This window comes from Mycobacterium sp. (assembly GCF_035623875.1).
Classification (GTDB): Bacteria; Actinomycetota; Actinomycetes; order Mycobacteriales; family Mycobacteriaceae; genus Mycobacterium.
On the sequence record NZ_DASPSP010000193.1, the window covers coordinates 15,202 to 41,584 of the forward strand.

Annotated in this window: 23 protein-coding genes and 2 riboswitches; of the genes, 11 read left to right on the forward strand and 12 right to left on the reverse strand. The window is 66.1% G+C overall.

What is annotated here, in order from left to right; all coding sequences use genetic code 11:
- Positions 1–27: 27 nt before the first annotated feature.
- The 8 genes from VEI45_RS15960 (at position 28) to gcvP (ending at position 7,793) form a co-directional block, all read left to right on the forward strand.
- Positions 28–360, forward strand: a complete 333-nt coding sequence (locus VEI45_RS15960; RefSeq protein WP_085195546.1) for a small basic family protein — start codon at positions 28–30, stop codon at positions 358–360.
- A 16-nt stretch (positions 361–376) separates the two neighbouring features.
- Positions 377–1,258 carry a DUF881 domain-containing protein gene (locus VEI45_RS15965; RefSeq protein WP_324854872.1) on the forward strand — a complete coding sequence of 294 codons (882 nt, stop codon included), beginning with the start codon at positions 377–379 and terminating at the stop codon, positions 1,256–1,258.
- 25 nt (positions 1,259–1,283) lie between these two features.
- A complete protein-coding gene (gene gcvH, locus VEI45_RS15970) occupies positions 1,284–1,682 on the forward strand; it encodes a glycine cleavage system protein GcvH (protein WP_324854874.1) in 399 nt (132 codons plus the stop codon).
- Between the two features lie 189 nt (positions 1,683–1,871).
- Positions 1,872–2,345 (forward strand): glycogen accumulation regulator GarA, encoded by a 474-nt coding sequence (gene garA, locus VEI45_RS15975; RefSeq protein WP_324854987.1) that lies wholly within the window; start codon positions 1,872–1,874, stop codon positions 2,343–2,345.
- A complete protein-coding gene (locus tag VEI45_RS15980; RefSeq protein ID WP_324854876.1) occupies positions 2,345–3,088 on the forward strand; it encodes a MerR family transcriptional regulator in 744 nt (247 codons plus the stop codon). Before garA ends, VEI45_RS15980 begins: the two co-directional genes overlap by 1 nt.
- 107 nt (positions 3,089–3,195) lie before the next feature.
- Positions 3,196–3,690 (forward strand): bifunctional nuclease family protein, encoded by a 495-nt coding sequence (locus VEI45_RS15985; RefSeq protein ID WP_324854878.1) that lies wholly within the window; start codon positions 3,196–3,198, stop codon positions 3,688–3,690.
- 306 nt (positions 3,691–3,996) lie between these two features.
- Positions 3,997–4,641: a MerR family transcriptional regulator gene (locus VEI45_RS15990; protein ID WP_414687498.1), complete on the forward strand. Its 645-nt coding sequence runs from the start codon at positions 3,997–3,999 to the stop codon at positions 4,639–4,641.
- Between the two features lie 48 nt (positions 4,642–4,689).
- A riboswitch (glycine riboswitch) is annotated at positions 4,690–4,787 on the forward strand.
- Positions 4,788–4,909: riboswitch (glycine riboswitch) on the forward strand.
- Between the two features lie 37 nt (positions 4,910–4,946).
- Positions 4,947–7,793: an aminomethyl-transferring glycine dehydrogenase gene (gcvP, locus tag VEI45_RS15995; protein ID WP_324854879.1), complete on the forward strand. Its 2,847-nt coding sequence runs from the start codon at positions 4,947–4,949 to the stop codon at positions 7,791–7,793.
- Between the two features lie 139 nt (positions 7,794–7,932).
- Here the strand turns inward: gcvP and VEI45_RS16000 are convergent, their stop codons facing one another.
- The 9 genes from VEI45_RS16000 to VEI45_RS16040 form a co-directional block, all read right to left on the reverse strand.
- The gene (locus tag VEI45_RS16000; protein WP_324854881.1) at positions 7,933–10,035 is read right to left on the reverse strand and encodes a substrate-binding domain-containing protein; all 2,103 of its coding nucleotides are present in this window, start codon (positions 10,033–10,035) and stop codon (positions 7,933–7,935) included.
- 120 nt (positions 10,036–10,155) lie between these two features.
- Positions 10,156–12,360: a malate synthase G gene (locus VEI45_RS16005; protein ID WP_324854883.1), complete on the reverse strand. Its 2,205-nt coding sequence runs from the start codon at positions 12,358–12,360 to the stop codon at positions 10,156–10,158.
- Positions 12,361–12,401: 41 nt separating this feature from the next.
- Positions 12,402–13,325 carry a 3-methyladenine DNA glycosylase gene (locus VEI45_RS16010; protein ID WP_414687499.1) on the reverse strand — a complete coding sequence of 308 codons (924 nt, stop codon included), beginning with the start codon at positions 13,323–13,325 and terminating at the stop codon, positions 12,402–12,404.
- On the reverse strand, positions 13,306–14,373 hold the full coding sequence (locus VEI45_RS16015; RefSeq protein ID WP_324854887.1) for a hemolysin family protein: 1,068 nt from the start codon (positions 14,371–14,373) through the stop codon (positions 13,306–13,308). Before VEI45_RS16015 ends, VEI45_RS16010 begins: the two co-directional genes overlap by 20 nt.
- A complete protein-coding gene (locus VEI45_RS16020; protein ID WP_324854889.1) occupies positions 14,373–15,740 on the reverse strand; it encodes a hemolysin family protein in 1,368 nt (455 codons plus the stop codon). The genes VEI45_RS16015 and VEI45_RS16020 overlap by 1 nt, the downstream gene beginning before the upstream one ends.
- 213 nt (positions 15,741–15,953) lie before the next feature.
- Entirely contained in the window at positions 15,954–17,390 is a 1,437-nt protein-coding gene (locus VEI45_RS16025) for a GuaB1 family IMP dehydrogenase-related protein (protein WP_324854892.1), read from the reverse strand.
- 30 nt (positions 17,391–17,420) lie between these two features.
- Positions 17,421–18,878, reverse strand: a complete 1,458-nt coding sequence (gndA, locus tag VEI45_RS16030; RefSeq protein WP_324854894.1) for an NADP-dependent phosphogluconate dehydrogenase — start codon at positions 18,876–18,878, stop codon at positions 17,421–17,423.
- A 119-nt stretch (positions 18,879–18,997) separates the two neighbouring features.
- Positions 18,998–19,951 carry a M56 family metallopeptidase gene (locus VEI45_RS16035; RefSeq protein WP_324854896.1) on the reverse strand — a complete coding sequence of 318 codons (954 nt, stop codon included), beginning with the start codon at positions 19,949–19,951 and terminating at the stop codon, positions 18,998–19,000.
- 14 nt (positions 19,952–19,965) lie between these two features.
- On the reverse strand, positions 19,966–20,382 hold the full coding sequence (locus tag VEI45_RS16040) for a BlaI/MecI/CopY family transcriptional regulator (RefSeq protein ID WP_324854898.1): 417 nt from the start codon (positions 20,380–20,382) through the stop codon (positions 19,966–19,968).
- 195 nt (positions 20,383–20,577) lie between these two features.
- Between VEI45_RS16040 and VEI45_RS16045 the strand changes: the two genes are divergently transcribed.
- The gene (locus tag VEI45_RS16045; protein ID WP_324854900.1) at positions 20,578–21,387 is read left to right on the forward strand and encodes an iron reductase; all 810 of its coding nucleotides are present in this window, start codon (positions 20,578–20,580) and stop codon (positions 21,385–21,387) included.
- Positions 21,388–21,519: 132 nt separating this feature from the next.
- Positions 21,520–21,942 (forward strand): PaaI family thioesterase, encoded by a 423-nt coding sequence (locus tag VEI45_RS16050; protein ID WP_324854902.1) that lies wholly within the window; start codon positions 21,520–21,522, stop codon positions 21,940–21,942.
- On the opposite strand, the gene VEI45_RS16055 is transcribed toward VEI45_RS16050, so the two are convergent.
- From VEI45_RS16055 to VEI45_RS16065, 3 genes are all read right to left on the reverse strand, one after another.
- On the reverse strand, positions 21,939–23,324 hold the full coding sequence (locus VEI45_RS16055; RefSeq protein WP_324854904.1) for an NAD(P)/FAD-dependent oxidoreductase: 1,386 nt from the start codon (positions 23,322–23,324) through the stop codon (positions 21,939–21,941). The two genes, VEI45_RS16050 and VEI45_RS16055, sit on opposite strands and share 4 nt — an antisense overlap.
- A 141-nt stretch (positions 23,325–23,465) precedes the next feature.
- A complete protein-coding gene (locus tag VEI45_RS16060) occupies positions 23,466–24,383 on the reverse strand; it encodes an LLM class F420-dependent oxidoreductase (RefSeq protein ID WP_324854906.1) in 918 nt (305 codons plus the stop codon).
- Positions 24,384–24,499: 116 nt separating this feature from the next.
- Positions 24,500–25,177 carry an SDR family oxidoreductase gene (locus VEI45_RS16065; RefSeq protein ID WP_324854908.1) on the reverse strand — a complete coding sequence of 226 codons (678 nt, stop codon included), beginning with the start codon at positions 25,175–25,177 and terminating at the stop codon, positions 24,500–24,502.
- A 259-nt stretch (positions 25,178–25,436) separates the two neighbouring features.
- Here VEI45_RS16065 and modA point away from each other — a divergent pair, with 259 nt between their 5' ends.
- On the forward strand, positions 25,437–26,261 hold the full coding sequence (gene modA, locus VEI45_RS16070; RefSeq protein WP_414687500.1) for a molybdate ABC transporter substrate-binding protein: 825 nt from the start codon (positions 25,437–25,439) through the stop codon (positions 26,259–26,261).
- The last annotated feature ends 122 nt before the right edge of the window (positions 26,262–26,383 follow it).

The following is a 26,383-nucleotide window of genomic DNA, read 5'->3' on the forward strand; positions in this document are numbered from 1 at the left end:
AACGGCCGGTGAGGGGGTAGGGCGCCGATGATCGGTATTGCGGCGTTGGTCGTCGGGATCGTGCTGGGCTTGGTATTTCATCCCAGCGTGCCGGAAGTCGTCCAGCCGTACTTGCCGATCGCGGTAGTTGCCGCGCTCGATGCGGTGTTCGGCGGGCTACGGGCTTATCTGGAGCGGATTTTCGACCCGAAAGTTTTCGTGGTGTCGTTCGTCTTCAACGTTCTGGTCGCCGCGCTGATCGTCTACGTCGGCGACCAGTTGGGCGTCGGCACACAATTGTCGACAGCGATCATCGTCGTGCTCGGCATCCGGATCTTCGGTAACGCCGCGGCACTGCGGCGCCGGCTATTCGGGGCGTAACAGGCATGAGGCCGACATGAGCGACCCCAATTCCGAAGGCGCACCGCAGGGCAACGAGTCCGGGGCTAAAGCCGAGGAGACTACGGCGCAGCAGCACCAACATGCCGCCGACGACGCCGCGCAGCACGGCCGCCATGAACTGCAGCCGCACCAGCCGCGGCCCGAGATCGGGGAGCTGCAGCCACGTGGATTTCTCGGCATGCTGGGACAGGGCCGCAGGGTCTTCGGCACGCTGGCGGTGATGCTGTGCCTGCTGCTTGGTCTCGCCATCGCGACCCAGGTCCGGCAGAACAATTCCGGTGACTCGTTGGACACCGCCCGTCCGGCGGATCTGCTGGTGCTACTGGACTCCCTACATCAGCGGGAGGCGACGCTGAGCACCGAAGTCGCTGAGCTGCAGCGCACGTTATCCGCGCTGCAGGCGTCGGGCAGCAGCGACCAGGCCGCCATCCAAAATGCGCAGGATCGACTGGCCGCGCTGTCGATCCTGATCGGAACCGTCGGGGCCACCGGTCCGGGCGTCACCGTGCGGATCGAAGACCCCGGACCAGGTCTGGCACCCGAGGCGATGCTCGACGTGATCAACGAGCTACGGGCGGCCGGTGCGGAGGCGATCCAGATCGGCGACGGCCACCAGGTGGTGCGAGCAGGTGTCGACACCTGGATCGCCGGGGCGCCCGGCGCGCTGACCGTCGACGGCAAAACGCTCATGCCACCGTATTCGGTTCTGGCCATTGGTGATCCACCGACACTCGCTGCGGCGATGAACATTCCCGGCGGCGCGGCGGACAGCGTCAAACGCGTCGGTGGCACCATGTCGGTCCAACAGAGCGACAAAGTGGACATCACCGCCTTGCGACAACCAAAACCGCGCCAATACGCTCAGCCAGTCAAGTGAGCAACCAAGGAGGAACAGGAACACCGTGAGCGAAATTCCGCCTGATTTGCACTACACCGCCGAACACGAGTGGATTCGTCGTACCGGGGACAACACCGTTCGGGTAGGGATCACGGACTTCGCGCAGTCGGCGCTCGGCGACGTCGTGTTTGTCCAGCTGCCCGATGTGGGTACCGAGTTGACAGCGGGCGAGTCCTTCGGCGAGGTCGAGTCGACCAAGTCGGTGTCGGATTTGTTCGCCCCCGTTTCGGCGAAAGTCGTTGCGGTGAACAGCGATCTGGATGGCAACTCGCAGCTGGTGAATTCCGATCCCTACGGTGCCGGTTGGCTGATCGACCTCGAAGTCGACGACGGAGAGTCATTCGAGCAGGACTTCACGGCGCTGCTGGACGCCGATGCCTACCGCGCCACACTGGCCGAATGACCCTTGTTATCGCTCCCCGCGCCGGCGACGATGCGCTGCGGTGGGGAGACGCGTTGGCCGATCCGGCGGGGGAGGGCACATTGGGGTCCCATGCGCGGTACGGTCGACACATCGACGGTCAAGGCGGGTGGGAAGCCGGTCGAGCGGGCCCAACCAGACAACGCAGCAGCGGCCAGTGAGGAGTACCGGGTGACGGAGAAGGACAACGACCAGACCTCTGACGAAGTCACCGTGGAGACGACATCCGTCTTCCGCGCCGACTTCCTCAATGAACTGGACGCTCCCGCGCAAGCGGGGACTGAGAGCGCGGTCTCCGGCGTCGAGGGACTGCCGGTCGGTTCGGCGTTGCTGGTTGTCAAACGGGGACCCAACGCCGGGTCCCGCTTCCTACTCGACCAGCCGACGACCTCGGCGGGTCGCCATCCCGACAGCGACATCTTCCTCGATGACGTCACCGTCAGCCGCCGGCACGCGGAATTCCGGTTGGAATCCGATGAGTTTCAGGTCGTGGACGTCGGCAGCCTCAACGGCACCTACGTCAACCGGGAGCCGGTTGATTCGGCCGTCCTGGCAAACGGCGACGAGGTTCAGATCGGAAAGTTCCGCCTGGTGTTCCTGACGGGACCCAAGGTCGGCGACGACAACGGAGGGCCCGGAAGCTAGTGACCGCGCCCGAGACCCCCGGGCTGGCCGGGATGTCGATCGGAGCGGTCCTCGACCTGCTACGGCCAGACTTTCCGGACGTCACGATCTCCAAGATCCGCTTCTTGGAGGCCGAGGGTCTCGTCGCGCCACAGCGCGCGGCATCGGGTTATCGCCGGTTCACCGCTTATGACTGCGCACGACTGCGCTTCATCCTGACTGCCCAGCGGGATCAGTACCTGCCGCTCAAGGTGATCAAAGCGCAGCTAGACGCCCAGCCGGATGGCGAGTTGCCGCTCGCCGGATCGCCTTATGGTGTACCGCGATTGGTGTCGGTCGGCAACGGGGAGTCGGGTCAATCGGGCTCGGACCCCGCAGCGGTGGCGCCCACCCGCATCCGGCTGAGCCGCGAGGATTTGCTTGAGGGCTCGGGGGTGGACGCCGAGCTGTTGACCGCGCTACTCAAGGCGGGGGTGATCACCACCGGGCCGGGGGGTTTCTTCGACGAGCATGCGGTGGTGATCTTGCAGTGCGCCCGCGCGCTTGCCGAGTACGGCGTCGAACCCCGTCACCTGAGGGCATTCCGTTCGGCGGCTGATCGGCAATCCGATCTGATCGCCCAAATTGCCGGGCCTCTTGTCAAGGCCGGCAAGACCGGGGCTCGTGACCGCGCCGATGACCTGGCACGGGAAGTCGCCGCGCTGGCAATCACGTTACACACGTCGTTGATCAAGTCGGCAGTGCGCGACGTTCTGCACCGTTGAAGGACTAGACTTCGGACGACAGCTTGTGTTCGGCGGCTTGGTCTTCCACCGCGGCGTCGAGGCAGGTCTGGTACGGACACGGCAGCACGTGCGGAGGGCAGACACAGATGGGTGAAGTTCGCGTCGTCGGCATTCGCGTCGAGCAGCCGCAGAACCAGCCGGTCCTGTTGCTGCGCGAGGCCAACGGTGACCGGTACCTGCCGATCTGGATCGGCCAATCCGAGGCTGCGGCGATCGCCCTTGAACAGCAGGGAGTCGAGCCGCCACGCCCGTTGACACATGACCTGATCCGGGATCTCATTGCCGCGCTTGGTCATTCGCTCAAAGAGGTGCGGATCGTCGACTTGCAAGAGGGCACGTTCTATGCCGACCTGGTCTTCGACCGCAATATCACCGTCTCGGCGCGGCCATCGGACTCGGTTGCCATTGCCTTGCGGGTCGGCGTGCCGATTTACGTCGAGGAGGCGGTTCTGGCCGAGGCGGGGCTACTGATTCCCGACGAGAGCGACGACGAGCCTTCCAGCGCCGTCCGAGAGGACGAGGTGGAGAAGTTCAAGGAGTTTTTGGACAGCGTGTCGCCCGACGATTTCAAAGCCACCTGACCCGACGACGGCGGGCTGATCGCGCCGACGATGCACGTCAGCACCGTTGTCGGCGTGCTCGGGTTCCGTTCTGCCGACGGCGGCAACATCACGGATCCGTCTCATCTGCGAGTTCGGCCCCGACACGCCCTTTCGATAGCGTGGAGTCATCGCTGAGAGCGCCATACTCTGATCGCGACCTGATTAGTACGCGATTAGTTCTAGAAACACCACAGCGTGTCGAAAAGCGTATGCTCACAAGCACTCGGCTGAGCAAACGCGGCTACCGGCAGCCCGTAACGAGCGTGATCGGCGAGAGGAAGCACCGTGGGAGACCAACCACGTCACGACCAATTGGACCTCGAGTCCGTCACCGCGATCGACGACAACGCAGCAACGCACCCCGACCAGGCCGTCCGCACCCCTAGCGAACCTGTGCAAGCCGGCTTGTTCCCCGACGACTCGGTGCCCGACGAGCTGGTCGGCTACCGGGGTCCGAGTGCGTGCCAAATCGCCGGCATCACCTACCGCCAACTGGACTACTGGGCACGCACGTCGCTTGTGGTGCCGTCGATTCGCAGCGCGGCGGGATCGGGCAGCCAGCGGCTGTATTCGTTCAAGGACATCCTGGTCCTCAAGATCGTCAAGCGACTGCTGGACACCGGTATCTCGCTGCACAACATCCGCGTCGCCGTCGACCATCTGCGCCAGCGCGGTGTGCAGGACCTGGCCAACATCACGCTGTTCTCCGACGGCACCACGGTCTACGAGTGCACCTCGGCCGAAGAGGTCGTTGACCTGCTGCAGGGCGGGCAGGGCGTCTTCGGAATCGCCGTCTCCGGAGCGATGCGGGAGCTGACCGGCGCTATCGCCGACTTCCCCGGCGAACGCGCAGACGGCGGCGAGTCGATTGCCGCCCCGGAAGACGAGCTGGCCTCTCGGCGGAAGCATCGCGACCTCAAAATCGGCTGACCCGCGCAGTGTCGTGAGGGCGGCAAGTCGGTAAAATCGGTACCGCATCGCCCTTGCGCGGGAGAGTTCCGTGACTGCCAGCCACGGACGCCGAAGGAGCAACACCTCTCCGTCAACCTCTCAGGCACCCGGACCGCGCCAGACCCCGATGCCTCTGGAAAGCGGTGGCCCTGCATTCGGGTCACCCGCCCATGGGGAAAGACGTCGCGCCGCCGCGGACGTCGAATCTCTCAGGCGCCCGGTGCGGGTAGACGACAGAGGGAGAGGAACACGTAGCGGTTCCGCCTCACGTCAGGAGTCCCAGAGTGTCCGACCACACCAACCCGCTTTTCGCCGACCGGCACATTGGACCGGACAGCGACGCCATCGCGGCCATGCTTGAGGTCGTCGGCGTTGACTCCCTGGAAGAGTTGGCGCGTCGTGCGGTGCCCGCCGGCATTCTCGACAAGCTCACCGAAAACGGTGCGGCGCTGGGCCGTGCGGCGCCGGGCCTGGAAAAGCTGCCCCCGCCGGCCAGTGAAGACCAGGCACTGGCCGAGCTGCGGGCACTGGCCGACGCCAATACGGTCGCGGTGTCGATGATCGGGCACGGTTACTACGACACGCTCACGCCGCCGGTGCTGCTACGCAACATCATGGAGAACCCGGCCTGGTACACCGCCTACACCCCCTATCAGCCGGAGATCAGCCAGGGCCGGCTAGAGGCGCTGCTGAACTTCCAGACCATGGTGGCCGATCTGACCGGTCTCGAAGTGGCCAACTCGTCGATGCTCGACGAAGGCACCGCCGCTGCCGAGGCGATGACGCTGATGCACCGCGCAGTCAAGGGCAGCGCCAACCGGCTGGCAGTCGACGTCGACGTGTTCGCTCAGACCGCTGCGGTGCTGGCCACCCGCGCCGAGCCGCTGGGCATCGAGATCGTCACCGCTGACTTGCGTGACGGCCTGCCGGACGGCGAGTTCTTCGGTGTCATCGCGCAGCTGCCCGGCGCCAGCGGCCGGATCACCGACTGGTCTGCGCTGGTATCGGAGGCGCACGACCGCGGTGCATTGGTGGCCATCGGCGCGGACCTGTTAGCGCTGACGTTGATCACCCCGCCGGGGGAGATCGGCGCCGACGTAGTGTTCGGCAACACCCAACGCTTCGGCGTGCCAATGGGATTCGGCGGTCCACATGCCGGTTACCTGGTGGTGCACACCAAGCATGCCCGTCAGCTGCCTGGCCGGCTGGTCGGTGTATCCCGTGATGCGGATGGGTCGCCGGCCTTCCGCCTGGCGCTGCAGACCCGCGAACAGCACATCCGTCGGGACAAGGCGACCAGCAACATTTGCACCGCCCAGGTGCTGTTGGCGGTGATGGCCGCGATGTATGCCAGCTACCACGGCGCCGACGGGCTGGCCGGGATCGCCCAGCGGGTGCACGCCCACGCCGAGACGATCGCCGCCGCACTCGGTGACGCGGTGGTGCACGACACGTACTTCGATACCGTGCTGGCTCGGGTACCCGGGCGCGCCGACAACGTGATCGCCGCCGCTAAGGCCAACGGCATCAACGTCTGGCGCGTCGACGACGACCACGTCTCAGTGGCTTGCGACGAAGCCACCACCGACGAGCACGTCGCGGCGGTAGTCAAGGCCTTCGGGGTGTCGCCCGCCGAATCGGCCGGCGCCAACATCGCGACCCGCACGTCGGAGTTCCTGACCCATCCGGCGTTCACGGGCTACCGGACGGAGACGTCGATGATGCGGTACCTGCGTGCGCTTGCCGACAAGGATCTTGCCTTGGACCGCAGCATGATTCCGCTCGGCTCCTGCACGATGAAACTCAACGCGGCCGCCGAGATGGAGTCGATCACCTGGCCGGAGTTCGCCCGTCTGCATCCGTTCGCGCCGACCTCTGACACGGCGGGGGTGCGTCGGCTCATCGACCAACTGGGCACCTGGCTGGTGCAGATGACCGGCTACGACGCAGTCTCGCTGCAACCCAACGCGGGATCGCAGGGCGAGTACGGGGGCCTGCTGGCGATTCACGCCTACCATGCCAGCCGCGGCGAACCGCAGCGCGACGTCTGCCTGATCCCGTCCAGCGCGCACGGCACCAACGCCGCGTCCGCGGCATTGGCGGGCATGCGGGTAGTCGTGGTGGCCTGCCGCGACAACGGCGACGTCGACCTCGACGACCTACGCGCCAAAATCAGCGAGCACACCGACCGGCTGTCGACGCTGATGATCACCTACCCGTCGACGCACGGCGTGTACGAGCACGACATCGCCGAGATCTGCGCAGCGGTGCACGACGCCGGCGGTCAGGTGTATGTCGACGGCGCCAACCTCAACGCGTTGGTGGGCCTGGCTCGGCCAGGGCAGTTCGGCGGCGACGTCAGTCACTTGAATCTGCACAAGACGTTCTGCATCCCACATGGTGGCGGCGGCCCGGGCGTCGGGCCGGTGGTGGCGCGCTCGCATCTGGCGCCGTTCCTGCCCGGGCATCCGCTGGCTGCCGACCTGCCGCAGGGTCCGCCGGTGTCGTCGGCGCCGTACGGGTCGGCGTCGATCCTGCCGATCACCTGGGCCTACATCCGGATGATGGGCGCGGACGGCTTGCGGAGAGCGTCGTTGACGGCGATCACGTCGGCCAACTACATCGCCCGCCGGCTCGACGAGTACTACCCGGTGCTCTACACCGGCGAGAACGGCATGGTCGCCCACGAGTGCATCCTGGATCTGCGGCCGATCACCAAGTCGACCGGCGTGAGCGTCGACGATGTCGCAAAGCGCTTGGCGGACTACGGTTTCCATGCCCCGACCATGAGCTTCCCGGTGGCCGGCACGCTGATGGTGGAGCCCACCGAGAGCGAGAGTCTGGCCGAGATCGACGCGTTCTGCGACGCGATGATCGCCATCCGCGCCGAGATCGACAAAGTGGCGGCCGGGCTGTGGTCTGTTGAAGACAACCCATTGCGCGGCGCGCCGCATACCGCCGAGTGCCTGGTGGTGGACAAGTGGGAGCACCCCTACACCCGCGAAGTGGCCGCCTACCCGCTCGGAAAAGCGTTCCGGCCCAAGGTGTGGCCGCCGGTGCGCCGCATCGACGGCGCCTACGGCGACCGCAACCTGGTGTGCTCGTGCCCGCCGGTCGAGGCCTACGCCTGAGCGACGTGGCCGCCTAGGGACCCGTGCTGGGGCGAACGCGGCGCCAGTGCTAGGCCCGGCAAGCCGCCATTGCATCGGGTTATCGCGACAAGTTGAGAGGAACGACATCAGCGACACATGAGGTTGGCGTCAACACCGGTCAGCTCAAGAAGTTGGACACCGCGGTGGCCAGTTCTGGCGAAGCCGACGTCGCCAGGTTGTGGTAATTGCCACCGGACAGCTTCGCGACCGCCTCCCAGGTCTCCCGGTCAGGGTCGGAACCGAAGTCGATGACATTAACGGCCACCGGCTTGGCCGGGTCGGCGCTCTCTTTGATGAAGTCCTGCAAGCCTCGGGCACCGAGGGTCTGGTCGGTGTGCGGTCCCGCCGTGATCACCAACACCGAATTGTTTTGCCCGGCATGGTAATTGGCAACCGCATCTTTATAGATCAGGCGCAGCGTGGTGAATGACACAGCGCCACCGGACGACGCGTGCTGCCTATCCAGTGCGGCCGTCAGCGCGGCCGACCGGGGCTGGCCGTCGACATTGTCGGCCAGCGGACCCGCAGGCACCTCCGACCGACCTTCTTTGCCGTCGAACGTCCAGAGTCCGATCACGGAGTTGGGCGGCAGCGCCTTGATCCGATCGTCAAGCGCGGCAACCACATTGCCCAGCCGAGTCTTGCCGCCTTCATCGGTGGTCATTGACTGCTCGAGCATGATGATCGCCGCCGGTCCGCTCGACGGTGTGGTTACGGTGTTCGCCAGCGTGGCGCGCATCGCGTCGTCACCGACCGACAGCGTCGACGGTAGGGCCGCGAAATTGGTGACGTCGCTGCTGGGCGGCTTGACCCCTTCGACGCGGAAGCCGGCTTTGGCCAGCTCGGCGAGTTGGTGGGACTTGTTCATGAACCGGGCGAACCCGCTGGCCGCCGTCACTTGGTCCTGCGACAGCCACGATCCGCTGAGCTGCACAGTGGGATAGTCGGCGACCGCGGCCGGCCCCGGCGGCAGCCAGGAACTCAGCGTGCTGCCGGCATCGGGCAGCGATTCGCCACGCTGGAACAGTTGCTGTTCGGTCGTGACCACCGCGTGCACCGGCGCAGTCGCGGGATCACCGGGCCGCAGCAGCGCATTCATCGCCTCGGCCAAGGAGTTGTCGGCGAGCTTGGGCTGACCGGCGATCAGCGTGCGCACCGCGCCGCTGCCATCGGTCGGCGGTGCGCCGGGCGGCGCGGAGTCGGCCGCCACCGCCTCGCCGGCCAGATATGCGGCGTCGCTGTTGCCGCCGAGCGGCAGCGCCAATCGCAGCGACCCCCACGTCGGCAGCTTCAATCCGGCCAACGCATCGGGTTTGGTCTGCAGGCCGGGCAGCGTCGCCCATTTCTGGGCGCCTAGCTCACGTTGAAGCTCGGGCCGTACCGCGAGCACCACCGGCGAGGTGACCAGCGAACGGCTTTCAGTGACGGTTCCCTTACCCGCGGCGGCGATCAGCCGCGCGGCCGACACGGAACTGGCCGGAATCCACAGCGCAGGTCGTTGGCCCAGGTCGGCCGGCCAGTTTCCGATGAAACCGCCGACGACGGCATCCGAGCCCGCAGACTTGACGCTGACCTCGACACAGTGGTCGCCGATCGGTCCGGCCGACCCGTTGTAGCGTTCCGCGAACTGCTGCACGTGATCGGAGATGGACAGATCGGCAATGACGGCGACCGTCTCCTTGCTGCCGCTGCACGCGGCGGCGTTGTGCGAGCGATTGGACAACGCATCACCAAAGAATCGCCACAGGATCACCCCGGCGACCACGACGACAACCGTGACCAACGCCGCGATCACACCGATGCTGACGCCGCGTCGCCCGCCGTCGCTGCGGTGACCGCCCCGCCAGTCGCTGAGGCCCCGATGGCCGCCGGTCGCCGGCGGCGGCGGCACAGGAGGCGCGGGCCCGCGCCGCGCGAAGTCGGGGAAGTCATCTGGCGTGTCAACGTCGGCGGGGTGCTGCTCCTCGCCGTGCTCGCCGTGATCGGAGTAGTCACCGTAGTCGAAATACCCCGAGTCGTCGGGTAACTCGTCCGGATAGTCGCCGGCTGGGTGATCGCCGTAGCGCGGACCGATGATGCCACCGGTCTCCGGAGGTGCGGCGGCCGAGAAATCGTCCGATTCCCGATGGCCGCGGACCTCGCCGAAATCGTGCGGTACGGAATAGTCGTCCGACTGTTCGCCGGTGGGCTCGTCCGGATCCGGAGCTCTGTGCCTACCCATGCTGATGCTCTCCCGCGCGCCAGAAGTACTCCCCCGCAAGCGGGTGGGGATACCTCCCTTTGGGGGCGTGCCCCCAGCAGTGTCTAATCATTGGGATAGTCAGTGCGACCCGCGCCGAAATCACTCACTCTGGCGGGCCTTGAACTCACGACGGCGCCGATGCAGGATCGGCTCGGTGTAGCCGTTGGGTTGTTGGGTTCCGGTCAGAATCAAGTCCTGGGCGGCCAGGAAGGCGATGCTGTCGTCGAAGTTGGGCGCCATCGGCCGATACGCGGAGTCGCCGGCGTTCTGCCGGTCGACCATCGGAGCCATCCGCTCCAGGCTGGCCCGCACATCCTCTTCGGTGATCACACCGTGGCGCAGCCAGTTGGCCAGCAGCTGGCTCGAGATCCGCAGTGTGGCACGGTCTTCCATCAATGCAACGTTATGGATGTCGGGCACCTTCGAGCAGCCGACACCTTGGTCGATCCACCGAACGACATAGCCGAGGATGGACTGACAGTTGTTGTCGACTTCCTCGCGGATCTCCTCAGGAGCCCAGGCCAGTTCCTTGGCCAGCGGAATGGTCAACAACTCGTCGATGGTGGTCCGCTTCTTGCCCTCGAGCTCGGCCTGTACTGCGCCCACGTCCACGTAGTGGTAGTGCATCGCGTGCAGGGTGGCCGCGGTCGGCGAGGGCACCCACGCAGTGGTGGCGCCCGCCTTGGGCTGGCCGATCTTCTGCTCGACCATGTCGGCCATCAGCTCGGTCATCGCCCACATGCCCTTGCCGATCTGTGCCTTGCCCTTGAAGCCGGCCGCCAGGCCGGTGTCGACGTTGGCGTCCTCGTAAGCCTTGATCCACGTGGTGTTCTTCATCGCACCCTTGCGGATCATCGGGCCGGCCTCCATCGAGGTGTGGATCTCGTCGCCGGTGCGGTCCAGGAAGCCGGTGTTGATGAACACCACCCGGTCGGCGGCGGCTTTGATGCAGGCCTTGAGGTTGACGGTGGTGCGGCGTTCCTCGTCCATGATGCCGACCTTCAAGGTTCCTTGGGGCAGGCCGAGGACGTCTTCGACGCGGCTGAACAGCTCACAGGTGAACGCCACCTCGTCGGGTCCGTGCATCTTGGGCTTGACGATGTAGATGGAACCCGTGCGGCTGTTTGACAGTGGCCCACTGGCGTCGCCGGTTTTCAGGCCGTGAATCGCGGTCACACCGGTGAACAGGGCATCCATGATGCCTTCGAACACCTCTTTTTCCTCGCCGTCGCCTCCGTCCACGAGGATTGCGTCGTTGGTCATCAAGTGGCCGACGTTGCGGACGAACAACAGGCTGCGACCGGGCAGGGTCAGCTCGCCGCTGTCGGGTGTTTTGTAGGTGCGGTCCTGGTTGAGCACCCGGGTGAACACCCTGCCGTCTTTGCTGACCTCTTCGGCCAGATCACCCTTGTTCAGCCCGAGCCAGTTGCGGTAGCCGAGCACCTTGTCGTCGGCGTCGACGGCGGCCACCGAGTCCTCGAAGTCCATGATCGTGGTGATCGCCGATTCCAGGATCACGTCCTTGATCCCGGCGGCGTCGGTCTTGCCGATCGGCGACTCCGGGTCGATCAGGATCTCGATGTGCAGGCCGTGGTTGACCAACAGCACCGACCAGTCGGGGGAGCCGAGCTCGCCGGTGTAGCCGACGAACTGGCCGGGGTTGGCCAGCCCACGGGACAACTCGTCACCTTCCAAGCTGACCAGCAGTCGGCCGTCGTTGACGGTGAAACCGGTGGCGTCGGCCCACGAGCCGGACGACAGCGGTACCGCGTCATCGAGAAACTTGCGCGCATAGGCGATTACCTTGTCGCCGCGGACTTTGTTGTAGCTGGTGCCCTTCTCGGCCCCGTCGCTTTCCGGTATAACGTCCGTGCCGTACAGCGCGTCGTACAGGGAGCCCCAGCGGGCGTTCGCGGCGTTGAGGGCGAACCGCGCATTGAGCACCGGCACCACCAACTGCGGGCCGGCCGTCTTGGTGATCTCGTCGTCGACACCCGCCGTGGTGATGGTGAAATCGGCGGGTTCCGGTAACAGATAGCCGATTTCGGTGAGGAATTGGCGGTACGTCTCGGGATCTATCGGCTCGATGACGTGGTGCCGGTGCCACTTGTCGACCTGCGCCTGCAATTGGTCACGACGCGCCAGCAGATCCTGGTTCTGTGGCTGCAGGTCGGTGACGACCTTGTCGACGCCCGCCCAGAAGCTGTCGGAGTCGATGTCGGTGCCAGGCAACGCCTCGGTGTTGATGAAGTCATAGAGCACCCGGGCGACGCGCAGGTTCCCAACCGGCACGCGGTCTGTCATCGTTCTCCTCCGCTTTGGCCCCTATAAATGCTGCGTCCAGCCTACCGGCCAGTAGCCCGACCACCCGCCCCGGCGCGCTGCAGTAGCAGGTCACACCGGGCCAGCAGCGCTGCCCGCAGCGGCGCAGCACGTGACGCGATGGCCTGCTGACAACGCACGTACTCGGCGCGGCCGGCAGCCTGCTCAACGGCGATCGGTGTGTACCCGTAGCCCCGCAGGTCGTACGGGCTGGCCCGCATGTCGATTTCCCGCGCCGACCCGGCCAGCTCCAGGCAGTCCAGCAGCAGCTCGGATTCGATCAGCGGACTCAACTTGTACGACCATTTGTACAGGTCCATGTTGGCGTGCAAGCAACCGGGCTGCTCCCAATCCTGTTGAGTGGCGCGGCTGGGCGAGCCTGCGTTTCGGGGCGCTGCGTCCGCGCTGAAGAAGCGGAACGCATCGAAGTGGCTGCACCGCAACGGCCCGGCGACCTCAGCCTCGACCACGGTGTCGGTGCCCGCGGCGCCCAACCGCAGCGGGACACGCTCGTGGCGCACGGCGCCCTCGTGGTAGACCATCGCCCATTCGTGCAATCCGAAGCAGTTCAGCCGCGCCGGGCGCTGCGTCGTTGCCTTCAGCAGGCGGGCCACGAACGCAATGGTGTCCAGCCGGCTGCGCAGGTAGGCATCGCTGACCGTGACACCGGCGTCATGAGCAATGTAGCCACGGCGGCCGCCGTAGCGACGGATCGCTTCGCCGCCCGTCAGTAGCACCCCGTAACCGGGGTGCCAGCAGCGCAGCTGCCCCGGCCGCAGGCTGTAGTAGCTGAAGAGGAAGTCCCACACCGGATGCGGCTCGCCGGCCCGGGCCCGCTCGAGGTGTGGGGCGACGAACGTCTGTGCGCGTTCGGCGTACGCGTCGGCGCGGGCCGTCCAATGCTCAGGGCCCAGCCGGATGGGGGCCTCAGACACGCTGCATCCCATCGCTTACGAAGCCGACCAGATCCCGCACCAGATCTTCCAGTGCCACCATTGCGACCACGGTCCCGTCCTGCCCGGTAACCAGGGCCAGATGGCTCTTGCTGCGACGCATCCGCGACAACGCTTCGGGCACCGACAACGATTCGGGAATCTGCGGTAGCGGCCGAACCCTCCCCAGGTCGACGACGGCTTGGGGGTTATCGCCCAGCGACAGCACATCTTTGATGTGCAGGTAGCCGATGAATCGGCGGTCGACGTCGACCACCGGGAACCGGGAGTAGCCGGTTGTGGCCAGCGCCTTTTCGATGGCCTCGACCGTGGGCCCGGAGCCGGGGGCGGCCACCGGCACCGCACGGATCTGGCTGACCGGCACAGCCACGTCGGCGACCATCCGGTTACGGATCTGCAGTGCCCGGGTGAGTCTGGTGTGCTCCTCGGGATCAATCAGACCCTCCGACACCGATTCGGCGATCATCTCGCTGAGTTCGACGGTGGAGACCGTGACGTCGAGCTCGTCTCGCGGCCGCACCCGCAGTGCCCGCAGGGTGGCGTTGGTGCAGCGGTTGTAGAACGCGATGATCGGCCGAACCGTCCGCACATACACCAGATAGGCCGGGATCAGCAGCATCGCCGCCTTCTCCGGGCCGGCGATGGCGATGTTCTTCGGGACCATCTCGCCGAGCAGCACATGCAACGTCACCACAATCCCCAGCGCAACCGCGAACGAAACGGTGTGCAGCAGCGCGGGGGAGACGCCGCCGACGACATCGAACGGCCGTCGCAGCAAGTCGGCGACCGCGGGCTCACCGAGCCGGCCGAGCAGGATCGACGACACGGTGATACCCAGTTGGGCCCCCGCGAACATCAGCGGCAGCTGTTCTCCGGCCCGAATCGCGGTGAGCGCGCTTGATCTGCCCTGCTCGGCCAATGCTTCCAGCCGGTCTCGACGCGCCGAGATCAGCGAGAATTCCGCACCCACGAAAAACGCGTTGGTCGCGATCAGCAGAATGGTCGCCAACAATCCCAGCAGGTCGCGCAGCCCACCCGCCATCAACGGCCCCTACCTTCGCCGGAATCATTGCGACCATGAACTTGGGTCAGGTCGAGCAGGTCGATACGGCGGCCATCCATCCGGATCACCCGGGCCTGCCAGCGGGCCGGGCCTTCCGGTATGCCGTCGGTTTCATATCCGCTTAGCTGCACCGTGTCCCCGCTGACCGGAATGCGGCCAAGCTCCTGGAGCACCAGCCCGCCGATCGTCTCGTATTCACCCTCGGGTGCGTGATAGCCGGTGGCGGCCGCCACCTCGTCGATGCGCAGCAGACCTGATACCCGCCAACCGTTGCCGGACGCCATCACATCGGGTGTGGTGTCGTCATGCTCGTCGCGGACATCGCCGACGATTTCTTCGATCAGATCCTCAACGGTCACCATGCCCGCGACGCCGCCGTACTCGTCGACGACCATGGCGGTCTGCAGGCCGTTGGCGCGGATCTCGCCCATCAGCGCGTCGCCGTCCAGTGTGGACGGCACCACCGCGACCGGCTGCGCGACGGCGGTCAGCAGGGTGTGCCCCCGCTCGGCGGGCGGAACTTGGAAGACCTGTTTGACGTGCACGATGCCCACCGTCTCGTCGAGGTCGCCTTCGACGATCGGGAACCGGGAGAACCCGCTCTCGGTGGCTGTCGCGACCAAGTCCGCGACAGTGTTATCCGTTTGCAGCGCAACAATTTTCGATCGCGGCGTCATCAGCTCCTCGGCGGTCAGCGTGCCGAACTGCAGTGAGCGGTGCAGCAGCGCAGCGGTGGCGGGGTCCAGCGAGCCGCCGCGAGCAGATGTGCGTACCAGCGAAACCAGTTCCCGTGGCGAGCGGGCTGACCGCAGCTCCTGAGCGGGCTCGATGCCCAGCTTGCGCAGGATCCGGTTCGCCGCACCGTTTGTCAGCCGGATCGCGAAGGTCATCAGGAACGAGAACAGCAGCTGCGGGCCGGCGACGGCGCGGGCGGTCGGCAGCGGCCGGGCAACGGCCAGATTCTTCGGCACCAGTTCACCGAAGACCATCGACACCGATGTCACGATTACCAACGTCAGGAATGCGATGACTGTCTCGGCGACCCGGTCGGGCACCCCGAGCGCGTCCATGGCCGGGTGTGGCAGCTTCGCCACCAACGGCTCGGTGAGGTATCCGGTGACCAGCGTGGTGATCGAGATGCCCAGCTGCGCACCGGACAGCTGGAACGAAAGCGTGTGATGGGCGCGGCGCACGTAGCGGTCGCGACGGCCACCGTGGCGCGCGTTGGCCTCGACGGTGCTGCGCTCGAGAGTGGTCAGTGAGAACTCGGCGGCGGTGAACAGCGCGTTGCCCGCGATGAGCAGCACGATCGCCAACAGGCTGAGCAGGGTGACGACGAGATTCATCGGTGCCGCCGCTGTTGCGGGCCATCACGCCATGCACGCCGCGGCGACCGTTCGGCCCTGAGGCCAACGGCCGCGCCGGGTGCCTGCGGCACGGCGTCTCTTTCCCTCGATGTGTCCATGGCTACGTGAGATTCCTATGGTAACGAAGGCGTAACCCGCCCCAGTCTTGGTTGCGGCGACGACACGCCTCCAACCGGTCTGGATCTACCAGATCTACCAGCCGAACGGCAGCGGATGACCTTCGGCGAAGCCCGCTGCGGATTGGATCCCGATCACCGCGCGCTGATGCAACTCGGCCAGCGTCGAGGCGCCGACATAGGTGCACGTGCTGCGCACACCGGAGGTGATGTGGTCGAGCAGATCTTCGACACCGCCGCGGTTGGGATCCAGCCCCATCCGCGAGGTCGAGATACCTTCCTCGAACAACGCTTTGCGGGCGCGCTCGAAGGCGCTGTCGGCCGTGCTGCGGGCTACCACCGCCCGTTTGGACGCCATCCCGTAGCTCTCTTTGTACGGCTGGTCGTCGCGGTCACGCATCAGGTCGCCGGGGGATTCGTAGGTGCCGGCGAACCACGATCCGATCATCACGTTGGACGCGCCGGCCGCCAACGCCAAGGCCACGTCGCGCGGGTGGCGCACCCCGCCGTCTGCCCACACGTGTGCGCCGAGTTGCTCTGCCGCCGAGGCGCATTCGAGCACAGCAGAGAACTGGGGCCGGCCGACCCCGGTCATCATCCGGGTGGTGCACATCGCGCCCGGGCCGACACCGACCTTGACGATCGATGCCCCGGCGCCGATCAGGTCGCGGGTGCCGTCCGCCGACACCACGTTGCCTGCGACCAGTGGCACGCCCAGGTCCAGCGACGAAATCGACGTGATGGCGTCCAGGGCCTTCACCTGATGGCCGTGCGCAGTGTCAATCACAACCAGGTCGACGCCGGCCTCGGCCAACGCCTGGGCTTTGGCGGCCACGTCACCGTTGATGCCGACTGCCGCGCCGATGCGCAGCCGGCCCGCGGAATCGGTGGCCGGGGTGTAGATGCCCGCGCGGATTGCCCCGGTGCGGGTCAGTACGCCGGCCAGCGTGCCGTCCGGGCCGTTCAGCACCGCAACATCGACAGGAGCCTGCTCGAGAAGATCGAACACCTTTCGCGGGTCGGTACCCGCCGGCGCGTTGACGAAGTCGGTGATCGCGATATCGCGCACGCGCGCGAAACGATCCACGCCCTCGCAGCATGATTCGGTGACCAGCCCGATTGGGCGGCCCTCGAAAGCCACCACCGCGGCGCCGTGTGCCCGCTTGTGAATCAGTGCCATCGCATCCGACACCGAATCGTCGGGTGCCAGTATCACCGGGGTGTCTACAACGAGGTCGCGGCTTTTGACGAAGTCCACCGTGCGCTGCACCACGGTGATCGGGAGGTCTTGCGGCAGCACCACGATCCCCCCGCGGCGGGCTATCGTCTCGGCCATCCGCCGTCCCGCGACCGCGGTCATGTTTGCCACCACCACCGGGATGGTGGTGCCGGAGCCGTCCTGGGTGGCCAAGTCGACGTCGAAGCGTGACGCCACCTCCGAACGGTTCGGCAGGATGAAGACATCGTCGTAGGTCAGGTCGTAAGCGGGACGGTGTCCGTCCAGAAACTTCATCGGTATCGGTGTACCCCTTATTTGGCCCTGCTAGGCCGGCACTTCGGTGTGGTCTCCACTCCACAGTGTGTGGAACTTCTTGGTCGGATCCTCGTCAATTCGCCCATAAGTGTGCGCGCCGAAGAAGTCCCGCAGCCCCTGGGTCAGCGCCGCGGGCAGCCGTTCGGTGCGCAGCGCGTCGTAGTAGGACAGCGCCGAGGAGAAGCCCGGGATCGGGATGCCCAGCTGCGTCGCGGTCACCACGACGCGACGCCAGCCGTCGATCGCGGCCTCGATGGCGCTGCGGAAATACGGCGCCACGATCAACGTCGCCAGCCCGGGGTCGGAGTCGTAGGCCTCTTTGATGCGGTTGAGGAACTTCGCCCGGATGATGCAGCCACCGCGCCAGATGGTGGCCAGGTCGCCGGGCTTGATGCCCCAGTTGTATTCGGCGCTGCCGGCCTGGATCTGGTTGAAGCCCTGGGCGTAGGCGATGATCTTCGACGCGTACAACGCTTGCCGGACGTCCTCGACGAACTGCGCTGCATCGCTTGGCTTTTCGCCCAGATGGCCGGACGCCAGGCCGGTCGTGGCCTTGCGCTGGGTGACCGAGCCCGACAACGCGCGAGCAAATACCGCCTCGGCGATACCGGTGACCGGCACCCCAAGGTCCAGGGCCGACTTCACCGTCCAGCGGCCGGTGCCCTTCTGCTCGGCTTCGTCGAGGATGACGTCCACCAGTGGCTTACCGGTCTTGGCGTCCTTTTGGCGCAGCACCTCGGCGGTGATCTCGACCAGGAAGCTGTTCAGGTCGCCCTTGTTCCACTCGTCGAACACGTCGGCGATCTCGTCGGCGGTCTTGCCTAGTCCGTCGCGCAGCAGCTGGTAGGCCTCGTCGATCAACTGCATGTCGGAGTACTCGATGCCGTTGTGCACCATCTTGACGAAGTGCCCGGCCCCGTCGGGGCCGATGTGGGTGCAGCACGGCACGCCATCGACGTGCGCGGAGATCTCCTCCAGCAGCGGGCCCAGCGACTTGTACGACTCGGCTGGGCCGCCCGGCATGATCGACGGCCCGTTCAGGGCGCCCTCCTCGCCGCCGGAGATGCCGGCGCCGACGAAATGCAGCCCTCGTTCCCGCATCGCCTTCTCACGGCGAATGGTGTCGGTGTAGAGCGCGTTGCCGCCGTCGATGATGATGTCGCCTTCTTCCATAGCGTCGGCGAGCTGGTTGATCACGGCATCGGTGGGGTCGCCCGCCTTGACCATGATCAGCACCCTGCGCGGCTTCTCCAGCGCGGCGAGGAATTCTTCGATGGTTTCGCTGCGCACGAATTTGCCTTCGCTGCCGTGTTCTTTCAGCAACGCATCGGTCTTAGCGACAGAGCGGTTATGCAGCGCCACCGTGTAGCCGTGGTGAGCGAAGTTCCTGGCGATGTTCGACCCCATCACCGCCAGCCCGGTGACTCCGATCTGCGCGGTACCCGTTTTCGATTCCGACGAGCTCATCTCTTCGCCTCTCAGGGTTATGACTTTTTCTCCAAGCCTTGCACCGAACATGGCTGCCACAGCGTGCTTCGGCCATCTGCAAAGTATCGCCAAAGCGTCGTGGTTGCCCCAGCCGTAGGTTAGGCGGCGATGAACAAGCGTTGCAGTTCAGTAAGCCACGGAATGGCCAGCGCGACGGTCGGCACCACCAGAATCGCCGCCGCGGCGAGGTAAGCGGCCATCGACCACACCAGGCTGTTGCCGCACCCGGAAAGCCGGCGCACCCGCAGCAGCGTGTGGGCACCGCCGGCCGCCAACGCGCCCATCGGCGTCCGACCCGACGCACAGGTCACTAGGGCGCGGGCCAGGGGAGCGCGACCGGCCGCCCGGACCGCGGCGTCGTCGGCGAGCAGTTCGACCAGCAGCCGCACCGCGTCCAAAGCGTTTGCGCTGCGCACAAATCGGGGAAATGCGGCGTGTGCAGCGGTGAACGCCTCGAGGACCAGATCGTGACGGGCGCGCAAGTGGGCACGTTCGTGGCTGAGGATCGCGGCAACCTCGGTCTCGCTGAGAGAGTCCAGCGCGCCCTCACTGACCACCACTCGGCTGCGGACGCCGGGCAGACAGTAGGCCAGTGGCTGTGCGACTTCGAGGACGCGCAGGTCACGCTCCTGAGCACAGGCCCGTGCGGAGACCGCGTCCGGTGCTACACCCAGCAAGTCGACGAGCATGCGGTGGTGGGCCCGGCGCCGGCGGGTGGTGATGGCCACCCGCACCACGGCCATGGCCAGCCGGGCACCGATCAGCAGCGTAAGCGCTAAAACCGCGACATCGAGGGTCCACAGCGGCCAGCCGAGTCGGCCGATGTCAGCGATCGGAGTGGCGGTAGGGCGCCCGTCTGGACCGGGAAGAAACAGCCGGCTGGCATTCGCGATCCCGGCGCTGAACGCGGAGAGCACCGCGGCCACGGCGATCGCCTGCCATAGCACCATTGCTGCGCGAGGGGCACGTAACGGCCACTTCGCTCGCGACAGCAGGGCCGGTACCGGGCCGACCAGCATCACCGCGAGGACGGTGAAGGCCAGCCCGGACATCGTGCAAGTCTGCCTCAGCTCCCGGGCAGAGCGCCACCCGGAGACGCGACGCGGTGACCGGACTCCAATTCATCGAGTGCGCGCCGAAGCGCCTCAGCTTCGTCGGCGCCGACTCGTTCGACGAAATGCACCAGGGCCGCTTGCCGGCTTCCGGAGTCTGCGGCCTGATCCAGCGCGTCGACCATCAGGCCGGCGACCAGCTCGTCGCGGCCGTGCACAGGTAGGTACCGGTGCGCGCGGTCGTCGCGGATTTGGGAGACCAGATTCTTCTTGGCCAATCGTTGCAGCACGGTCATCACCGTCGTGTAGGCGAGATCGCGTCGCATGCACAGCGCTTCGTGCACCTGCCGCACGGTTTGAGGTTCAGGTGCGGACCATAGATGGTCCATAACCGCACGTTCTAGATCTCCCAGACGCGTCAGCTTAGCCATGTTCGCTCATCTCCTGTGCAATGAGGCCAGAGTACTCCGGCTTACTACCGACGGTCGTACCGATCTACCCGCCTACGACTTGGTAACGGTCGTGCGCGCTGGCAAATCCCGTGGCGCGGGCCCGCCGGTGTGATGGTCCTCACAGTGTGCCTTTTTATTCTATGGTTAGGCTTACCTCATAACGGGAGGTTACCTGTGACGGTTCTGATCGACGACCCGCTCATTGCGGCCATGGCCATCGAGCGCATGCTGCCGCTCCATGAGTCCAGCCGGCGGCTTCGCGAGCTGTATCCGCAATGCCCGCGGGTCTACGGCGTCGCGGTGCTGGCCGACGTGTCCGTTCGCCGGTGGTGGCCCTTGGAGTCAGCGCTGCGCACCGATCGTCTGCAGGCCATGTTCGATGCGGCCGCTTCGGACATGGACCGTTGCGGCGCCGCTGGGCAGTTGGCGGCGACATTGGTCCACACCGTGATCGGGCGGGTCGTCGCGCTGCTGGTGCTGGAGGCGAGGGCATGGGACACCGGCCTGGAGAACCTGTGGGTGCACGTCGACTCCGATGGCGTCATCGACTGGGCCGGGGTGGTCAACCCGACGGTGCGCGTGCTGCCCGACGACCCCTACCTCGCGGATGACGGCGGCGATTGCCTTCGCGACGGGGTGGTGCGGCTGCCGAGTGAGGCAGCGTTGACCACCTGGGTCGCACACCGCTGCCATCGCACCCTGGAGCCGTTGTTCGCCAAAACGCATGCGGTCAGCGGCGGCGCGGTTTCGGTCGCGACGATGTGGCACATCGTCGGATCGATGGTGGTGGCGGCGGCGACCCAGGTGCCGCAGCTCGCCGGCGCCGACGAGCTGAGCGCGATGCGTCGCGGCCAGGCGGTGCTCGACGCGCTGGTGGGCTTCGGCCTGCCGGTACGTGGCCCGTCCGCTCCACGCCCGCGGGCACAGACCCCTTGCGACATTAGGACAGCCTTGCCTATGCTGCTTGCATCGAGCGATAGATGACCGCGGCGGCGTCCTGAGGGCTGCGGTGACCCCCGGTCTACTCGATCGGCGAGCCCCGTGCCCGGTGCACGGGGCTCGCCCGCGTTTGGGGATGCGCTGGGTCGGTTGGCCCGATGGTGTAAACACGAGGTCGTGCAGCCATTGCCAGACTCAGCCGTCCCATCGGGTTTCGAGGCGCCGTTCGACAACGAGATCGGGCTGGTGTTCACCGAACTCAGCCCGGACGGCGCGCGGGCCCAACTCGAGGTGCAGCCCAAGCTGCTGCAGTCGATGGGCATCGTGCACGGCGGTGTTTATTGCGCGATGATCGAGAGCATGGCCAGCGTCGCCGCTTGGACCTGGATCAACGCGAACGGCGGCGGCTTGGTAGTCGGCGTCAACAACAACACCGACTTCCTGCGGGCGATCGGCAGTGGCATGGTCTACGGCACCGCCACGCCGGTGCATCGTGGGCGCCGTCAGCAATTATGGCTCGTCACCGTCACCGACGCTGACGATCGAGTGGTAGCCCGCGGTCAGGTGCGGCTGCAGAACCTGGGCGAAGCCGCCAGCTAGCTGGCCGCTGCCGTCGCCTCGTCCTTGTGGGCCTCGGCAGCCAGTACCGCAAGCTGCTCGAGGCGGGTGCGCGCGAAGGCCTGCTGCTCGGTGATGGTCAGCTGGCCGCGGCGAGTGCTCAGGAACGTGACTGTCCACGACAGCAGCGTGCTGACCTTGGTCTTGAACCCGACCAGATAGACCAGGTGCAGAACCAGCCATGCCAGCCAGGCGATGAAACCGCTGAATTCCAGCGGGCCGATCTTGGCAACCGCGGAAAACCGCGACACCGCGGCCATCGAGCCCTTGTCGAAGTACTGGAACGGCTCCCGCTCTGCCCGATCAGCCCCGGCGAGCTCGGCTTTGATCGTGGTGGCGACGTACTTGGCGCCCTGAATCGCGCCTTGCGCCACCCCGGGCACCCCCTCGACGGCGGCCATATCACCGATGACGAAGACATTGGGGTGGCCGGGCAGCGACAGATCGGGCAACACCACGACCCGGTCTGCTCGGTCGAGCTTCACGGCCGATTGACGGGCCAGATCCCGCCCCAACGCGCTGGCCGAGACTCCGGCCGACCATACCTTGCACGCAGATTCGATGCGCCGGACGCTGCCGTCGGGATCCTTGACCGTGATGCCGTCGCGGTCGATGTCGATGACCATCGCATCGAGCTGGATATCCACACCCATCTTTTCCAGCCGCGCGGCCGCTCGCTTACCGAGCTTGTCACCAAACGGCGGCAGGACGGCGGGTGCGGCATCGAGCAGGACTACCCGGGCCTTGGTCGAGTCAATGTTCCGGAAGGCACCTTTCAAGGTGTAGTCGGCCAGTTCAGCGATCTGGCCGGCCATCTCCACGCCAGTGGGACCGGCTCCGACGACGGTGAACGTCAGCAGCTTCTTGCGCCGCTCTGGATCGTTGGACCGCTCCGCGGCCTCGAACGCGCTCAGGATGCGTCCCCGGAGTTCCAATGCGTCGTCGATGGATTTCATGCCGGGGGCAAATTCGGCAAATTCGTCGTTGCCGAAGTAGGACTGCCCGGCGCCGGCGGCCACGATCAGGCTGTCGTAGGGGGTGTCGTAAGTGTGACCCAGCAGGTCCGACACAACGACCTTGCGGGCCAGGTCAATATGCGTGACGTCACCGAGCAACACCTGGACGTTGCGCTGCCTGCGCAGGATGACGCGGGTGGCTGGGGCGATCTCACCCTCCGAGATGATGCCGGTCGCAACCTGATACAGCAGCGGCTGGAACAGGTGATGGGTGGTGCGGGCGATCAATTTGATGTCGACATCGGCCCTCTTGAGCTTTTTGACCGCGTTCAGCCCGCCGAAGCCGGATCCGATCACCACAACCCGGTGCCGACGATCGGGCGCGGTGGTTTCGGGTTGGGCGCTCATAGTGTGGATCACTCCTCGACTGGCGGCGGTTTTGCTAAGGCTTCACCAATACGGTAGCCGCCCGGACCTGCCATTATCGAGTCACACCCTTGTGATCAGTCCCACCCGCGTCGTCGAACGTGACGCGGCTCGCCGGCTCGGTCAGAGACCGACGAGCGGGCGCAGCGCGTCGGCAGCCGCGGTGACCACGCCGGGCGTGTAAAGGGGCATGTTGATGATCACGCCGTCGATTCCGGCGTCCAGCACCTTGGTCTGGACCTGTTCGGCGATGCAGTCAGGACCGCCCACTAGCATGCGCTGGCTCATCTCCGCCGGGATTTGGTCCGGCTTGGCGTTTTCGTCTAGCAACACGGTCAGCAGGACGCTGGTCTCCAGTGTCGAGCGGTCGCGTCCGGCCTCGTCGCAGCGTTTGGCCAGCGCGTCGAGCTTGCCCGGCACCGTGTCGAGTCCGGTGATGAGGTTGAGATGATCGGCGTAGCGCGCGGCGATGGCGAACGTCTTCTTTTCGCCGCTGCCGCCGATGAGGATCGGGATGCGTTCGCGATAGCGCGGGTTGGCGAACGCCGATTCGGTGGTGTACCAGTCACCGGAGAACGTTGATCGCTCGCCCTTGATCATCGGGTCGAGGATTTGCAGCGCTTCCTCGAGCCGGTGGAACCGGTCGGTGAAGGTGCCGAACTCGAAACCGAGTTGTTGATGCTCGAGTTCGAACCAGCCGGCTCCGATGCCGAGGATCGCGCGGCCGGCACTGGCCACATCCAGTGTGGTGATGGCCTTCGCCAGCAGGGTCGGGTTGCGATAGGTATTGCCAGTGACCAGCGTGCCCAACTGGACCCGCTCGGTGGCCGTCGCCAGCGCGCCGAGGGCCGTGTAGGCCTCGAGCATCGGCTGGTCGGGTGAGCCCAGCGCCGGCAGTTGGTAGAAGTGGTCCATCACGAAAACCGAGTCGAATCCGGCTGATTCGGCCTCGCGAGCCTGCGCGAGCACGGTTGGGAAGAGCTGTTCGACGCCGGTGCCGTAAGAAAAGTTAGGAATTTGCAAGCCAAGTCGGATACTCACGCGATCTACCCTAATGACCCTCCAGCGGCGGCGGAGGCCCCCAAGTGAATTGTTCGCGCTGGGCGAATTGCCCGGTTCCTTCACCGCGCCACTACGCGGCGCGCATCGTCGCGCGGCTAGGCGAATTGTGTCAGCGCACCATGGCTGACGTGCAGCAGCTGTCCCGTGATGTGGCGGGCAGCGGAACTCGTCAGGAACAGCGCCAACCGCGTGACCTCGGCGGCAACCGGCGGCGGTGTGGTGGACAGCCCTTCGTAGCCCGGCTGCGCACCGCGCCCGGCAGCGACGGCGTTGACCGTGATACCGCGGGTGCCGAAAACCGTAGCTTGGCCCGCGACCCAGTTCGACAGCGCGGCCTTGACCGCGGCCTCAGCGCTACCTGCGCGCGGGTTATCCGGCACGACGCTGATGACCGACCCACCGGAACGCAGGTGATCGCCGACGGTCTGGACCGTCAGCACCGCGGAGAGCACGGTCGCGTCCAGCGAGTTACGCCATGCGGCGGCCAGATCCGACAGCGAGTACGCGCGTGGGTCACCGGGGTTCCAGCGCGGCGCCGGGATGTTGATGATGGTGTCCAGGTGATGCGGGAACAGCCCGCGTACCTCGGCGAGGCTGGCAGGGTCGGTCGTGTCGCAGACGATCGCGTCCGCCTCGAGCTCCTTGGCGGCCACCTCGAGATCGTCTCGACGCGCCCCGGCCAGCGTGATCGTGTGGCCGGCGTCGCGGAATACTTCAGCAACGGCGCGACCCAGTTCGGTATCACCTCCGGTGACTAGCACCTCCACCGCCATGACCTCCTCGTATTCAACACTGAACCTAGGTGACGGCCACTTACAGGCACCTGCGGCTTCCGCCTGGAGCAACGGTCATCCGATGCTTCGATGGTGGCACACCGCAATGCCGGTCCCTGGGATTTCAGGGCGTGTATGGCGTCAATCTGCGTACATGTTACTGGACGGTAGCTAGAGATCAAACTCTGAATCCGGCACGACGCGGTCACCGTTTGGACAACGCTTGGCACCATCACATTCCGGCTGAGAAACTGAGCGTGTGCTCCCATGCTGGCAGGGCCTGCTCAAGCACCCGGCCCGGGTCTGCGTCGTGTCCGGCATTGTGTCTCTCGGGCTGGCGACGAATTTGTCAGCGTGTTCCCCGAAGTCAGCACCGGCCGCGCACTCCTCGGCCCAGGGTCACTCGTCGGCTCAGTCGATCATGGTGTTCGCCGCCGCCGCGCTGAAGCCGACGTTCACCCTCCTGGCCGGGAAGTTCCAAGCCGACCATCCCGGCGCCACAGTGGATTTCGACTTCGCGGGCTCTTCGGAACTGGCGACTCAGTTGACCTCGGGCGCCATTGCCGACATCTTCGCCTCGACCGACAGCGCGCAAATGGACACGGTGGCCAAGGCGGGGTTGACGGAGACCGAGCCGGTCAATTTCGCGTCCAACACCTTGGTGATCGTGACAGCGCCAGGCGACCCCAAGCAGATCCACTCATTCACCGACCTCGCCAAACCCGGGCTCAATGTCGTGGTGTGTCGACAGCCGACGCCTTGCGCAGCGGCGACCCAGCGCATCGAGGACAACACCGGCGTCCACCTCAACGCGGTCAGCGAAGAGCCGACTGTGTCCGATGTCCTGACCCAGGTCACCAGCGGCGAGGCTGACGCCGGGCTGGTCTACGTCACCGACGCACGCAACGCCGGCAACAAAGTGAGCACGGTCAAGTTCGCCGAGTCGGCCGACGCCGCCATCGTGTATCCGATCGCGGTCCTCAAACATGCGTCGCAGCCGGCGTTGGCGCAGAAGTTCATCGACCTGGTGACCGGGGCAACGGGCCAAAAGGTTCTCAACCAGGCCGGCTTCGCCGGGCCCTGAAGACGCGCCCGGCGGCGATCGGGATGCCGCTGGTTCGCCGTAGCCGCGAGCGTTCGCCGAGTTGGCCAGCCTGATCTGCGTTGACGCGTCAGATTGCGGGGTCGCAATCGGCGGCAAATCAG